General features: G+C 38.9%; 13 protein-coding genes and 1 pseudogene. 2 read left to right on the top strand and 12 right to left on the bottom strand.

What is annotated here, in order from left to right:
- Window positions 1–112 precede the first annotated feature (112 nt).
- The 6 genes from thpR to V7149_RS08180 all read right to left on the bottom strand — a co-directional run bounded on the left by thpR (window position 113) and on the right by V7149_RS08180 (window position 6,576).
- On the bottom strand, window positions 113–685 hold the full coding sequence (gene thpR / locus V7149_RS08205; RefSeq protein ID WP_335345159.1) for an RNA 2',3'-cyclic phosphodiesterase: 573 nt from the start codon (window positions 683–685) through the stop codon (window positions 113–115).
- A 191-nt stretch (window positions 686–876) separates the two neighbouring features.
- Window positions 877–1,731 (bottom strand): D-amino-acid transaminase, encoded by an 855-nt coding sequence (dat, locus tag V7149_RS08200; RefSeq protein WP_335345158.1) that lies wholly within the window; start codon window positions 1,729–1,731, stop codon window positions 877–879.
- A gap of 64 nt (window positions 1,732–1,795) precedes the next feature.
- On the bottom strand, window positions 1,796–3,211 hold the full coding sequence (pepV, locus tag V7149_RS08195; RefSeq protein WP_335345157.1) for a dipeptidase PepV: 1,416 nt from the start codon (window positions 3,209–3,211) through the stop codon (window positions 1,796–1,798).
- A gap of 93 nt (window positions 3,212–3,304) precedes the next feature.
- A complete protein-coding gene (locus V7149_RS08190) occupies window positions 3,305–4,498 on the bottom strand; it encodes an ABC transporter permease (RefSeq protein WP_335345156.1) in 1,194 nt (397 codons plus the stop codon).
- Window positions 4,491–5,204: an ABC transporter ATP-binding protein gene (locus V7149_RS08185; protein ID WP_335345155.1), complete on the bottom strand. Its 714-nt coding sequence runs from the start codon at window positions 5,202–5,204 to the stop codon at window positions 4,491–4,493. Before V7149_RS08185 ends, V7149_RS08190 begins: the two co-directional genes overlap by 8 nt.
- Before the next feature lie 97 nt (window positions 5,205–5,301).
- Entirely contained in the window at window positions 5,302–6,576 is a 1,275-nt protein-coding gene (locus tag V7149_RS08180) for a M48 family metallopeptidase (protein WP_335345154.1), read from the bottom strand.
- Window positions 6,577–6,992: 416 nt separating this feature from the next.
- On the opposite strand from V7149_RS08180, the gene V7149_RS08175 reads away from it, so the two are divergent.
- On the top strand, window positions 6,993–7,214 hold the full coding sequence (locus V7149_RS08175; protein WP_066294579.1) for a DeoR family transcriptional regulator: 222 nt from the start codon (window positions 6,993–6,995) through the stop codon (window positions 7,212–7,214).
- Window positions 7,215–7,253: 39 nt separating this feature from the next.
- Here the strand turns inward: V7149_RS08175 and V7149_RS08170 are convergent, their stop codons facing one another.
- Window positions 7,254–7,973 (bottom strand): pseudouridine synthase, encoded by a 720-nt coding sequence (locus V7149_RS08170; protein ID WP_335345153.1) that lies wholly within the window; start codon window positions 7,971–7,973, stop codon window positions 7,254–7,256.
- A gap of 15 nt (window positions 7,974–7,988) precedes the next feature.
- Window positions 7,989–9,599 carry a putative polysaccharide biosynthesis protein gene (locus tag V7149_RS08165; RefSeq protein ID WP_335345152.1) on the bottom strand — a complete coding sequence of 537 codons (1,611 nt, stop codon included), beginning with the start codon at window positions 9,597–9,599 and terminating at the stop codon, window positions 7,989–7,991.
- Window positions 9,600–9,813: 214 nt separating this feature from the next.
- On the opposite strand from V7149_RS08165, the gene V7149_RS08160 reads away from it, so the two are divergent.
- Entirely contained in the window at window positions 9,814–11,082 is a 1,269-nt protein-coding gene (locus V7149_RS08160; RefSeq protein WP_335345151.1) for an NAD(P)/FAD-dependent oxidoreductase, read from the top strand.
- Between the two features lie 23 nt (window positions 11,083–11,105).
- On the opposite strand, the gene V7149_RS08155 is transcribed toward V7149_RS08160, so the two are convergent.
- The 4 genes and pseudogenes from V7149_RS08155 to leuS form a co-directional block, all read right to left on the bottom strand.
- Window positions 11,106–11,288 carry a sporulation protein Cse60 gene (locus tag V7149_RS08155; protein WP_335345150.1) on the bottom strand — a complete coding sequence of 61 codons (183 nt, stop codon included), beginning with the start codon at window positions 11,286–11,288 and terminating at the stop codon, window positions 11,106–11,108.
- Window positions 11,289–11,411: 123 nt separating this feature from the next.
- The gene (locus V7149_RS08150; RefSeq protein ID WP_335345149.1) at window positions 11,412–12,098 is read right to left on the bottom strand and encodes a phosphoribosylaminoimidazolesuccinocarboxamide synthase; all 687 of its coding nucleotides are present in this window, start codon (window positions 12,096–12,098) and stop codon (window positions 11,412–11,414) included.
- Window positions 12,099–12,468: 370 nt separating this feature from the next.
- Window positions 12,469–12,777 (bottom strand): rhodanese-like domain-containing protein, encoded by a 309-nt coding sequence (locus tag V7149_RS08145; RefSeq protein WP_438824098.1) that lies wholly within the window; start codon window positions 12,775–12,777, stop codon window positions 12,469–12,471.
- 134 nt (window positions 12,778–12,911) lie between these two features.
- Window positions 12,912–14,156 (bottom strand): annotated as a pseudogene (leuS, locus tag V7149_RS08140) (leucine--tRNA ligase); the annotation flags it as partial.
- Between the last annotated feature and the right edge of the window lie 629 nt (window positions 14,157–14,785).

Below are 14,785 nucleotides of genomic sequence, written 5' to 3'. Positions count from 1 at the left end.
TGTGCTTGTCGGGGGTGACCACAAAGGAAAGCTACTGCGAATATTCGTCGCAGGAACAATTGTCCTTTAATTGTTCCGAAGGAGCTTCCGCTTTTCTTATTGTATGCCTATTTTATTCATCCGCCAATGGAAAGCTGGCGATTCTTTCATATTTTGGTGATTTGTCTAAATGTGTTTGGTATAAAACAACTTCATTAGCTGTAAAGGATAGAGGTGAATCATTATATGGATTGTGTTCATTCAACAGGCTTGTATGAAAAGGGGAATCCCCTGTCCATTTTCTAGCCAGTGTAATATGCGGCTTAAATGGTCTTGTCTCCAATTCAAAGCCGGCTCCAGCACATGCTGAAAAAACGATATCCCGAATGGTATTCAGCCTCTCTTCCTTATATGTATCTGCCCAAAAAATTCTTGGTGAATCCTCTCTGCCAAATACACCTAGTTTATTTATTTGAAGAGTAAGAGCCTTTTGGTCTTCTAATCCCTTTTCAATTAGAACTTGTGAGGCTTGAAGCATTTCTTTTTCAGCCGACCCGAGAAACGCCAAAGTGATATGAAGATCCTCATGGTGTACCCACCGTTGAAATGGAAGATTCCTCTTTAATATCGAACATTCTTCCTTTATCTTTAGCTTTGTTGTACTTGGCAAACTGACAGCATAGAAAAAATGTGCCTGACTTCCCATTCTTATCCCTCCATTAATCAATTTCACCTTGGCGAAATTGCGCCCAGATTTTGTCGAGCTTGCTCGATAATTTCCTTTTAAAAAATCTGAGGCATCCGCCGGAGTTTGAACTCCCACTTATAGAAGAGGAAAACTTCTGCCGAATGAAGTTAAAAAAGAACCAGCATCTCATATACTGGTTCTTTCCTATTTTAAAGACTGCCACATTCCTTTTCAATGGCTTGATTAAATAGCTCTTGAATATGTTTAGTTAATGCACCCGGTGCACCATTACCTACTTTCTCTCCATCAATTTCAATAATTGGGGTGACCTCAACCGTTGTTCCTGAGATAAATGCTTCATCAGCCTTTTTCAGTTCTTCCAATGTGAAAGCTCTTACCTCAACAGGAATATCGTTGCTCCGGCAAACTTCTATAACCTTTTGTCTCGTGATCCCATTTAGAATAAGGTTATTGGCTGGATGGGTAATCACCTTTCCATCCTTAATGATGGAAACATTCGATGAGCTTCCTTCTGTTACGGTGTCCCCGCGGTGCTGGATAGCCTCAAAACAGCCTGCTTCTACAGCCTTTTGCTTTGCCATTATATTACCTAGAAGATTAAGACTTTTAATGTCACAGAGTAGCCAGCGAATGTCCTCTACCAAAATCGTTTTCACACCTGTTTTCATGTTTTCAACCGGTCTATCGACTGCTTTCGTATTTGCTACAAATGTTTGGTGAATATCAGAACTTGGAAAAGCATGACTTCTTGGAGAGATTCCTCTAGTAACCTGCATATAGATCGTACCCATTGTAAGTTGATTCTTTTCAATCAATTCAGAGAGCATATTCCTTAATTCCTCTACGGAATCGGCTATCTTCATGTTAATCTTTTTTCCGCTTTCAATCAGACGCTCTAGATGCTCTTTGGCTGTAAACATCTTCCCGTTGTAGACCCGAATGACTTCGTAAACTCCATCGCCAAATTGATACCCGCGATCCTCGATATCAATCTTGGCCTCAGTACGGTTAATAAACTCCCCATTAATGATGACATACTCCATGCTTGTCGCCTCTTCCTCATCCTAGTATTTCGTAACTTCGGAGCAATTTTAACAAATATTTTTCTTACTTGGCAAGCTCATAGATGGCCTGAGCATATATAGCAGCAGCTTTTAATATATCTTCAATATAGATATGTTCATCCTTTTGATGAGCTACATCTTCTCTCCCAGGGAATAACGGTCCAAATGCAACACCTGATTTCAAGGAACGGGCATATGTTCCGCCCCCGATGGAAAGCAACTCAGCTCCCTTGCCTGTTTGCTCTTCGTACACTTTTTTTAATGTCTGGATTAAGAAGTCATCCTCTTCCACATGGTGTGGCTTCGAATCTGTAAAATTCTCTATTGAAACATTTTCTTCCTTTAGAATGCTTTCAAGCCTATGTTTTGTTTCTTCCATTTTGTTTGTTACTGGATAGCGCAGATTTAGACCTAGCCTTCCGCCCTCGGCTTGCGTATAAACAAGCTTTCCTACGTTAATTGTTAAATCTCCTGTAATATCATCCTTATAATCGATCCCAAGCTTTTTCCCACGGGAATCCTCCCAAAAATAGGTGGATACAAATTTTAAAAATTGGTCTGCCCTGGAATCCAATTTCAATTGTGTAAGAAACTCAGCCAAATATAGACCGGCATTTTTCCCGTGGTCAGGCTCCATTCCATGAGCGGAAACTCCTTCAGTTTCCAATATTAATTCACCGTTATCTATGTAATACTTCCCTTTAAGCTCATACTGACTTAGAAAGCCGGTATATTTTTGAATAATTTCTATAGACTCATATTGTACGCCAAGAGCTGCCCGAGCAAAATCAGGGACCATATTATATCTTCTGCCTGATTGGAAGCTTAGTACCTCTACTTGAAAATCTTTTTCTTGAATCTCTACAGTTCCTTGAACTAGGTCAAAGTCAGAAATTCCCTTCTCTGCATAAATAATCGGAAAATCAGCATCCGGCGCAAATCCCATTACTGGCATTTCTTCATGTTTAAAATAATGCTCTACACAGCGCCAATCACTTTCTTCATCTGTACCTATAATCATACGTACTCGCTTATTCAACGGAAGCCTGAGCTCCTTCACAATTTTCATCGCATAATAAGCTGCCATTGTTGGCCCTTTATCATCAATTGCTCCTCTCGCATACATTTTTCCGTCATGAATTTCGGCGCCGTATGGATCGCTCGACCATCCGTCTCCTTCAGGTACAACATCGACATGGCAGAGAATCCCGACAATCTCATCCCCCTGTCCAAACTCCAAGTGACCAGCAAGGTTACCCACATTCTTAGGAGTAAACCCATCTTTTTCTCCAAGCTTCAGCATAAAATCAAGTGCTTCCTTTACCCCTTCACCTAAAGGAGCCGCCTCTGTTGAGTTTTCTTCATCTAACACACTTTTTATTTGTAAAAGTTTTTTTGTATCCTCAAGCAGAGCTTCTTTTCTGTTTTCGACTTCTTGCTGCCAATTAATAGTACTCATAGCTCTTCCTCCTTTGTTCTTTGCTAAGAAATGTATCGTTGTGCGACCTCTGATTTATTATATCTCTCTTTTAAGTGGAACACACTTGGTGAATTAACGACCAAACATCGCTGGTCTAAATCCGAATTGCATGAAAACGAAAAGCCAACAAGTAATGAATATCCCAATTAGAAGAATGGCTAAAACGAAAAAGGCTGTAACTGTCCTTTTTCTCGCAGCAAAATAATAGGTACTTTCACTGTATTTCTTGCTGATCGGATTGGATGTTGTCACCCTATCCCAAACTAATGAAAGCCATGAATACATCATAATAAGAAAGCCTATGAAAATAAGAGCTTTTATCCAAAGTGGCGGGATAATGACAATTGCTGCTGTTGTCACGGATATGATCTGTAAATATCCCCCTATATATGAATAGTTTCTAATAAAGATTTTAATAAATAGCTCTATATACCCGTTAATCTCTTTACGATTTTTAAAAATTCGTTTTGAACGGCGGAATAAAAGGGGCTTTGTTCTTTTAGAAACGATAACCGGCTTTTCTATATCATGTGAAAGCTTAAAGATTAAGTCTATATTCTTCATTTTGGCTTCATTGCCCAGGGAAATATCTTGATCGATGGATGAGACTTTTTGGATCGATCGCAAGCTTTGAAAAATGGAAATAATCATTAATAAGGCACTGCATAAATAGATTGGAAAAAGAAAACCTTTTTCCCAAAGTAAAAATATAAGTTGACTAGACCAACTTAAAAGAATGAATAATAGAATTCCAGCTGCAATCCTTTTTAGCCTTGTCTCTATTTTTCTCATTAAGAATTTTAAAAATAAAATCATGGTATTCAGTACAATAAAGAAAATGAATAGCGAAATGATCTGCTGCCAATCGAGAAAATAATGTTTTCTTAAGAATGGAAGAAAAACAAAGATGGAAACAGCTATTTGTATAACTTGTGAAAGGATTGAGTAGGCATACCCCCATTTTTTCATTCCAAGAAAGATTGGCTGATTTTTTATTAAAAATACTTTGTCTGCTTCCTGTACGAACGTACGAATGTTTCCGCTCCATGAAAATAAATAAAGGACAAAGAACAGCAAGAATAATGGAATGTTTGCAATCCACGCAGGCGGTTCCAGCCACCATGTACGGTACATCATCAAAAAGATGGCACTAGCCGGGATAATTAAGTAAAGGATGATTGTCCAATCGGCAATCGAACGGATCACACCATATTGATATTTCCACCCTCTAACTAACCGATCTGCAAATATGTTCCAGCTATTCATCTTCATGGCCTTCCGCAATTAAATGAAAGCAATCATAGAGTGAACCATTAGGTAGATGACATTGAGTTCTAATTTCATCTAAAGTCCCGGCTGCTTTAAGCTCTCCCTTATGGACAATTAAAAAACGGTCACATACCTTTTCTGCTGTATCCAAAACATGAGTAGACATAAGAATACCTGCTCCTCTTTCACGTTCACGCTGAATCGATTCAAGAAAAAGCTTCATTGCATTTGGATCCAATCCAATAAAAGGCTCATCAATGATATATATATCTGGATTAGTAATCATGGATAATATCAGCATCGCCTTCTGCTGCATTCCTTTGGAGTATTTACCTGGAAACTCATGTGCATGCTCAGCCAGTTTATATTGCACTAGCAATTCCTTTGCCTGGTCTTTATAGTTTTTATCACTTAACCCTTCCGCTGATGCAATAAAGTCTAAATGCTCCCATAAAGTGAGCTCATCATAAAAGATAGGCCTTTCCGGAATATAAGAATATTTAGCTTCGGGCTGGAAGGTTACCTCTCCCTTTATATTTTCTAGTAAGCCAAGAATGGTCTTAATAGTTGTACTCTTCCCTGCCCCATTTGGACCAATCAGCCCAATAAGTTCTCCTGTTCCAACTTCAAATTGTATATTATGTATAATTGCTTGATCCTTTTCATAGCCTGCCTGTTTAATATCTACATTTAATAGGTTCATTCCTTCTCCTCCCATTTCTTTAGTACGAATCCATAATGGAAAAAGTTTCTTATGAACAAAATAAAAACTGCTCTCCAACTGAAGAGCAGTTTCCACTTTATTGTTTTAATAATTTGATCAAGTCTTCATTGCCAAAATCAACTGCATAATCATAGGCTGTATAGCCCTCTGAATCCTGATAACTAGGATCTGCTCCATTTTGTAAAAGCAGCTCTGCCATTGCAACATCATCATTGTATACTGCATTAATAAGCGGGCTAGATTCATAAGTATCAATGGAATTAGGGTCTGCCCCATGTTCTAGGAGCAATTCAGCCGCTTCCAGGCTCCCATTGTACACAGCCCATTGTAGTGCCGTTGAACCTTCTAAATCTTGTGCGTCAATTTCTACGCCATCTGATAATAAAGACTGAATGGTTTCTGTATCATTTTCACTGGCTGCATTCATGAGAGGGGTAGCCCCTTCAATTCCCGATGTAATTTCAGACCAAAAATCCATTTTCTCTATTGCTTTCATTCCGACAAAAATGCCTGCTGACAAAATGACAACAGCTACTCCTGCACCAATAATACCAAACCAAACCTTCCCCTTAGGCTCCTTCAATTCAAATGTTGAATCCTCGGAAAAAAATCGGGACAAAGCATAGATTCTCTTCGGCAAATGAGGGTGTGTGGATAATTTCTCATTCAGCCAGACAAAAAATCCATGTTCGGTTTGAAGCTGTTCCATATAGGCTTGCTTATTGACCTTTGGATATAATTCCTTGCCGATCGCAAGCATCGTTAAGGCATCCTTTGCCGCATCGAACGACTCAATGTAAAATGCTGCATAACGATCACACGTATATTCACAAGCCCTTAAATAGGCATTGCCGAGAAACGGAACCCACATCGCTGGCAAAAGTAGAAAGCTTATGATTACATGCTTCCTTTTTAAATGGGCAAATTCATGTGCAAGGACAAATAATACTTCCTTTTCAGCATTTCTTTCTATTAATTCGAATATTCCGGAGTAAAGAACGACCATATTTTTTCTAAAGAAACGGGTTGCGAAGGCATTTAAGACTCCTTCTGATTCTATGACATAAATATCAGGCATCACTGTAAGCCCTATATCCTTTGCAGTCATTTCAGCCTTTTCATAAAGATCAGGAAACTGATTCCTGCTGATTTTCACACCGTTCCGTCTAATGCCGCCCATCATAATTCCATGGAGTACAACCGATAGGAAAATAATAACGATAATAAAAATAATTCCAACAACCGAAAACGCTAAAAAGATATACGCGAGAATACTAAATAAAGCAACAAAGGCAAAATATACATTTTCTTTAGGAAACACCAATTGATCCCGCAAAGATTGTTCTTGCAAATGCCTTCCATCCTTTCAATTTTATTTAGGACAGAGGTTCCTTGTCCCACCAGCTCAAATACGTAACCCTAACAAAGTTTGATTATATAAAAATTCATTCAAACAGGATACGGGAAGTTTATCCCATTTCGAATTTTCCAAACATAGGACAACTCAAAGATCCATATGTTTAATTAAGAAATTCAGAGAGGGGCGGTTTTATTAATCTTTCGTAAATTCTGCAATAAAGTAGAAATTATCAAAAAATAGGGGTACAATGATTGTAAAGGATGATATTTTGGAAAAAAACTGAAATTAGAAAAGGAGATGGCTGCGGAAAAGAAAACTACATTTGCTTGAAGGACATGTTTCTTCAAACGAAGCTGTCGGTTGCAGGTAATTGCCATTGGTTTGAAAAAAGGATAGGGAGTGGTTCTTTGAAACCTTCAACTAACCGGATGTTAAACCGTATCAAATCCGTCTACATGTTTATTAATAAGCGCGGAACTGTAACAACTCAAGAGCTTGTAGAGGAATTTGGTATTACTCCTCGCACCATTCAAAGAGATCTAAATGTTCTTGTTTATAACGACCTTGTCAAAAGTCCAACTCGAGGAAAATGGACAACGACCAAACGAAAAGTAAAAATATCATCCTAATATAATGCACATAAAAAAAATCGCCTGTCGTGGCGATTTTTATTTGGCTTCATATTCCATTAACTGCGTAATTTCCTCATCCGTTAATTCCCGGTATTCTCCAAGCTCCAATGTTACATCTAGCTTGAGCGGCCCCATGGAGAGCCTTTGTAAATACATAACCCGCTTCCCCACAGCTTCAAACATCCTTTTTACTTGATGAAATTTCCCTTCAGTAATCGTAAGCTCAATATCGGAAGTCATTCCAGATTTAAGTATTTTTAGGTCCCCAGGTTTCGTTTGGTATCCGTCATCAAGGATGACACCCCTTTTAAAAGCAGCAACGTCCTCTTCCGTTACTTCACTATTAATAACAGCAAAATAAGTTTTCGGGACATGCTTTTTAGGCGAAAGAAGGCGATGGGCCAACTGGCCATCATTTGTTAACAGCAGAAGTCCCTCTGTATCTTTATCGAGACGCCCGACCGGAAAAGGCGAGAATACGAGATCCTCCATTTCTAACAAATCTAAAACCGTTTCATGCTCAGAATCTTCGGTTGCCGAGATGACGCCTTGAGGCTTATTCAGCATTAAATAAATGAATTCCTTGTATTCTACAACTTCTCCGTTTATCGTTACTGTATCTTTATCTGGATCAACATGTTGTTTAGGGTCCTTCACTTTTTGATCATTTACCTCAACAACCCCATCTTTAAGCAGCTTCTTAACATCCTTTCTGCTTCCGTAGCCTAAATTGGCTAGCATTTTATCTATGCGCATTTAAGTAGCCCCCTATTATGAACGCAGTCTTAATTTTTTCATGACACGATCGACCTTTTGGCCAAATAAGAAATACACTAATCTTGTTTTAAAGCTTAAATAGAAGTAAATACCAGCACCAATTGCTGCACAAATAAGGACGATGATTAAAGCCTGAAAACTGGATGCAGGAGATAAGAAGAGTGTAAGAATCTTATACGCAATTCCTGTGCCTAAGAACATGAATAACGTAAATAGGACTATTAAAAGCCCTCTTCTTAACACAAGTTTAAATGGGTACTTCGCATATGTTTTAATAACAAATAAATTAATTAATATAGCAGCTGCATAGCCAATAGCTGTTGCGAGAACAGCTCCATTTGTTTCTAATACCTTAATAAGCGGAATATTTAAGCTCAATTTTATCAGTAAACCGACGAGCAAACTTAATACAGTATAGCGCTGCTCATTTATTCCTTGTAAAATCGCCGCTGTTACTAGGTAATATGCAAATAATATCGCTACAGGTGCGTAAGCCCTTAACACTTCTGTACCTAATTCCTTATGATCATAAAATAGTGTAAAAATCGGCTCTGCAAGTAAAGAGAGACCAACAACCGCCGGAAGTGTTAAAAATAATAAAACCTGAAAAGCCTGATTTAATTGATGATTTAAACTGGATCGATCCTCTTCCACAAATGCTTTTGTAATGCTAGGCACCAATGTTAACGAAAAGGCTGTAGCTAAAGATACCGGAATAATGACAAGCTTATGCGTTTGGAATGTTAATACGGCAAAAGCTGTAACTGCTTCATCCTTTAATCCAATCGAGGCCATCGCTCTATCAAAGGTCAGCTGATCAATAAACTGAAAAAGCGGATTTGCAATTCCGACAAAAACGAAAGGTGCTGCATAAACGATGATTTCCTTATACATTTCCTTTAGAGAAATTTCCATTGTACCTTTATCATTCAAGAGCAGCTCATCTAAATAAGGTCTCCGTTTATACCAGTACCATAATAAACTGGCTAATCCTCCAATAGCGCCAATAAAGGCCGCAAAGGTTGCTACACTAACCGCGGTAACAAGACTTCCCTTCATGATATGTAAAACGATATACGCACCTACAAGTACGAAAGTAATTCGAACAATCTGTTCAATGACTTGTGATAAAGCAGAAGGTCCCATTGACTGATGCCCCTGAAAGAAGCCTCGGATGAGACTCATAATAGGAACAAGAATAAGTGCGAAGCTCACTGCTCGAATGACAGTTGCCCCGTTCTCAGCAGTGACAGACTCATTATGGGGGCTAATTTCTGCTATCAATGGAGCTAATAGATACAATGCTATAAAGGCGATAAGCCCCGTTCCCATCATGACAAGCAAACCGGATTTAAAAAGCTTTCTGCCAACAGCATATTCTTCTAAAGCATTATATTTTGAAATAAATTTTGAAACTGCTAACGGTACCCCGGCAGTAGCAATACTAATAAATATCGTATAAGGAATGTATGCAAAGGTATAAAGGGCATTCCCTTCATCCCCAACTATATGATAAAACGGTATGACGTAAAATAACCCCAGTACCTTTGAAATAATCGTGCCAAGGGTTAAGATAAAGGTCCCCCTTAAAAGCTTAGATGACATAAATTATTATCCCTTCCTTTAAAAGAAAAAGCGCAAAACGAAATTTGCACACTATTTGTAGTTTACTCTTCTTTAAGAAGGATTGCTACCTAGAGATAGTTTATGGCAATAATTTTTTCGCAAATAAGTCCCTATTGTTGTAGGGTTATGAAACTACCCACATTTCGTATATAATGAATAAGATTTTAAGACTGAAGGCTAAGTTGGTGAATAAATGAAATATAATGTAATTGTGATTGGCGGCGGGCCATCCGGTTTAATGGCTGCGATTGGGGCTGCTGAGCAGAAAGCTAGAGTGCTGCTTATCGATAAAGGGGACAAGCTTGGCAGAAAGCTTGCCATTTCAGGCGGCGGTAGATGCAATGTGACGAACAGGCTGCCGATTGATGAAATTATTAAACATATTCCGGGGAATGGACGATTTTTATACAGTGCCTTTTCTCTTTTTAGCAACGAGGATATTATTAAGTTTTTCGAGAATCTGGGCATTAAGCTAAAGGAAGAGGATCACGGTCGGATGTTTCCTGTGACAGACAAGGCACAATCGGTTGTGGATGCTTTACTTTCAAAACTGAGCGAACTAAAAGTAGATATTAAAACAAACAGTCCTGTTAAAAATGTCCATTATTCAGATGGTTCCGTAAAGGCGGTTGAGCTAAGAAGCGGAGAAATCTTCGAGGCGGAAGCAGTTGTGATGGCAGTCGGAGGAAAATCTGTGCCCCATACAGGTTCAACTGGAGACGGATATGCGTGGGCTGAAAAGGCGGGGCATACGATTACTGAGTTATTTCCGACAGAGGTCCCTGTTACTTCGGCAGAGCCATTTATTAAGGACAAATCTCTGCAAGGACTTTCTCTTCGCAGCGTTGCATTAAGTGTGTTAAATCCTAAAGGAAAAGCATTAATTACTCATAAAATGGATATGATTTTCACTCACTTTGGCGTTAGCGGGCCTGCGGTTCTTAGATGCAGTCAATTCGTTGTAAAAGCAATGAAGAAATGGAATTTGAAAGAAGTCACCATGAGTATTGATGCCCTTTCTGATAAAAAGGAAGAACCTTTATATCAGGAAATCTTGTTAGGAATTAAGTCTGAACCGAAAAAAAGCATCAAAAATTTATTAAAAGGGCTGCTGCCGGAAAGGTATCTGCTTTTCTTACTTGAGAAAAGCGGGATTGACCCTTCAGCACAGGGAGCTAATATTTCCAATGAAAAAGTAAGAACCTTTGTGAAGAACTGTAAAATGTTTCAGTTTACCGTCAATGGAACCCTTCCGCTTGAAAAAGCTTTTGTGACCGGAGGTGGAGTTTCAGTAAAAGAGGTTGATCCGAAGACAATGGCTTCTAAACTAATGACAGGATTGTTCTTTTGCGGGGAAATTCTTGACATCCACGGCTATACAGGGGGATATAATATTACTTCTGCACTTGTAACAGGAAGGCTAGCAGGTGTGAATGCGGCTCTTACTGCAAATTCCCTCTAATGAAATTAGAGCCTGAGATTCTATCAGGCTCTATAAATAATCATCGCTGAAAAACAATAAATCTGCTCATCTTCATCCTCATGTACGGCGGCTACATTGTATTTTATATCCATTAGCTTTTTTTCTTCTATCTTTTCTAAAAAACGGTTCATTTCAAGCTCCAGATCCTTCTCATGCTCGTGGTCAAATAATTTCACTTTAATCATAAGGGGCCTATCCTTTCTGCTTTTTTATCATTATTGACGGAATAATCTGTTTTTAAAACTGAATAATGGGCATAAGAAAAAGCGGCTAACTTTATGCCAGCCACTTTTACTAAATAAAATCTATTATTTTTCTAACATTAATTTTTCTAATTCCAGCGGTTCAATATAGTTGCCATTTTTATAAGCCCTCATATTTCCACCTGAAATTTCATCGATTAAAACGATTTGTTTGTCTTCGCCGACTCTGCCAAATTCAAATTTAATATCATATAATTCAATGTCTTTTTTCTCAAGCTCATCTTTTACCACTTGTCCGATTTGCTTTGTTAAGTCCTTTAGTACGGAATATTCAGCTTTCGAAAGGACTCCCAGCATATCAAGTGCATCCTCGCTGATTGGCGGGTCCTGTCGGTCATCATCCTTAATCGTTACTTCTACAAACGCATCAAGGGCCTGTCCCTCCTCAGCGTACATCCCGTAGCGACGAAGAAAGCTTCCGACTGCCTTATAGCGGCAAATGACTTCAAGGCCGTTGCCAAAAACGGTAGCAGGCTTCACTGTCATCGTAGCCTCTTCAATGTTTGCATCAATATAATGAGTGGGAATTCCCTTTTCCTTTAAAATTTCAAAAAAGAATTTAGTCAGGCTTAATCCCGCACGACCTGCACCCTCCAGTGTTAAACCTACCGTATTGGCACCTGGATCAAATACTCCATTTTCTCCTGTTACATCATCTTTAAACTTTAATAAATAATTTCCGTCCTCTAGTGCATATACATCTTTTGTTTTGCCTTTATAAATAGGTTTCACTGTTAGTCCTCCTTAAAGCTTCTGTACGTCTTTAACTATAAGTTATTCTTAAAAAAGGAATCAACATTTATTTTTCAAAAAAAACAATTCACTCCCCGTATTCAGAAGTGAACTCGCTCTATCGCAGGTTTTAGACAATGCAAGGAAATGTTTAGAAATCCAAGTTTCTTGGACAGCTTTTTGGAAAAACTACGAAACTTGTCCAGTAACTCGGGTTTCTTGGACAGCTTTACGGAAAAACTCCGAAACCTGTCCAGTAACTCGGGTTTCTTGGACAGCTTTCCAGAAATACCGCGAAACCTGTCCAGTAAATCACTTTTGTTGGACAGGTTTTCTGAATATCACCTAAACCTGTCCAGTAAGTTGCGTTTTATTTAAATTCAACCTCACCTGTCCAGTCCAGCATGCCGCCAACCATGTTGCGGACTTTGTAGCCTTGGTCCTGCATGTAATGGCATACATTTTGACTGCGATTTCCTGACCGGCAAATAAAGATGTATTCCTTTTCTTTATCAAAATAGTCCAAGTTTTCTGGAATTGTCATCATTCGAATATGTTTGGCTCCCGGAATCATCCCTTGAGCCACTTCTTCATCTTCTCTAACATCAATAAGCTCTAGCTTCTCACCGGCTTGCAGCTTCTTATCCAATTCTTCCGTAGTAATAATCTCGATACTCATCAAAAACTCCCTTTCTTCCACAACCTTAAGTTTTTCCCCTATGCTAATATTAAAAAACATCCTCCGAAAAGGCAATCGGAGGACGTAAAATTATTATTTAGAAACTTAGAGAAGGCCATGCACAATATTCCTTTTTAATTGGCTACTATGTTGACAAGTTTTCCTGGAACAGCGATGACTTTACGAATAGTTTTTCCATCGATTTGCTCTTTTACTGTTTGGTCATCCATAGCGATTTTTTCAAGTGCATCCTTTTGGGCATCTGATGGGACAAGTAATTTCGCTTTTACTTTTCCATTGATTTGGATAACAATTTCTACTTCATCATCGACTAGTTTTGCTTCATCGAATGCTGGCCAAGCTTCGTAAGCGATCGTTTCACTATGGCCAAGCTTTCTCCATAGCTCTTCAGCAATATGAGGAGTAATAGGTGAAAGCAATTTCACAAAGCCCTCCATGAAATGTTTAGGAAGAACTGTTGTTGTTTTATAAGCTTCATTAATAAATACCATCATTTGAGAAATAGCAGTATTGAAGCGTAAACCTTCATAGTCCTCTGTTACCTTTTTCACTGTTTGGTGATATACCTTTTCAAGTTTGCTTGCTTCATCACTCTCCTGAATTTTCGGATTTAGACTTCCGTTTTCTTCAATGAACAAGCGCCATATACGGTCAAGGAATCTTCTGGATCCGTCAAGACCATTTGTAGACCAAGCAATGGATGCATCAAGCGGTCCCATAAACATTTCATATAATCGAAGCGTATCTGCCCCGTGACTTTCAATAATGTCATCAGGATTGACAACATTACCTTTTGATTTACTCATTTTTTCATTGCCTTCTCCAAGAATCATTCCCTGATTAAATAGCTTTTGGAACGGTTCCTTCGTATGAACAACACCGATATCATACAGAACTTTATGCCAGAAACGAGCATATAGAAGGTGAAGAACGGCATGCTCTGCCCCACCGATGTAAATATCAACTGGAAGCCATTCCTTCAGTTTATCTGCATCCGCAAGCGCTTCACTGTTGTGTGGATCAATGTAGCGCAGGTAATACCAGCAGCTGCCTGCCCATTGCGGCATCGTGTTTGTTTCTCTGCGGCCTTTTTTGCCTGTTACTGGGTCCACCACATTTACCCACTCTTCAATATTGGCGAGCGGTGACTCACCCGTTCCAGACGGCTTTATTTCAGTTGTTTTTGGAAGAATTAATGGCAGTTGGTCTTCAGGTACAGCTGAACTCGTGCCATCTTCCCAATGAATAATTGGAATCGGCTCCCCCCAATAGCGTTGGCGGCTAAACAACCAATCTCGAAGGCGATAAGTGATCTTTTTCGTGCCAAGTCCTTTTTCTTCAAGCCAAGCAATGATTTCTCTACCTTTGTATGGACCATCTTTTCAGGAATGACTTCCCCAAGCATTCGGAAAAAATCATTAAAATCCCGATAATACGTTTTATTAAACCAGCCGTCATCATGGGCTAAATAAACATACCGATTGCTCAAATTATTATAAAAGGGCGGTTTCAAATGCTCCTTCAAATGGCCAATGTATAAAAGCTCTGCGATGGCTTGGCCCGAAAGCTCATTTAAATCCTCTTCTTCTTCGAAATCAATCCAACAGAAATCACCATACCCATATACATCTTTATCCATTAGCTTTCTCAGCTTGTCTTTTGATACATATTCATGTAAGGTGTGCATATTAAAGTCAGCATCATCATAGCGATGCTTTAACAATAGCAGATTGTTTATCGAATCGAACAAAGCTTGTGTGAACTCAGAAAATTCAATTCCGTACGTCATGACATATTGCTCACGTTCATTCAAATGAATATAGATGATATCTCGAATATTATGATTCCTCTTTTTCAATGGTGAAACCTCCGTACGTATGATAAGTGAAACTTCAATCAGTGGGGGTTTACCAACGCACAGACGTGCTAGTGCCAATGTTTGCCACAGGACGTGACAATCTTAGTCGGCTTTCATCCCCCACTGATT

The organism is Bacillus sp. JJ1503 (assembly GCF_036965125.1).
In the GTDB taxonomy this organism is placed as follows: Bacteria; Bacillota; Bacilli; order Bacillales; family Cytobacillaceae; genus Cytobacillus.
The sequence above is the reverse complement of the archived record's forward strand: the minus strand, read 5'-3'. Positions and strand labels throughout refer to the sequence as shown.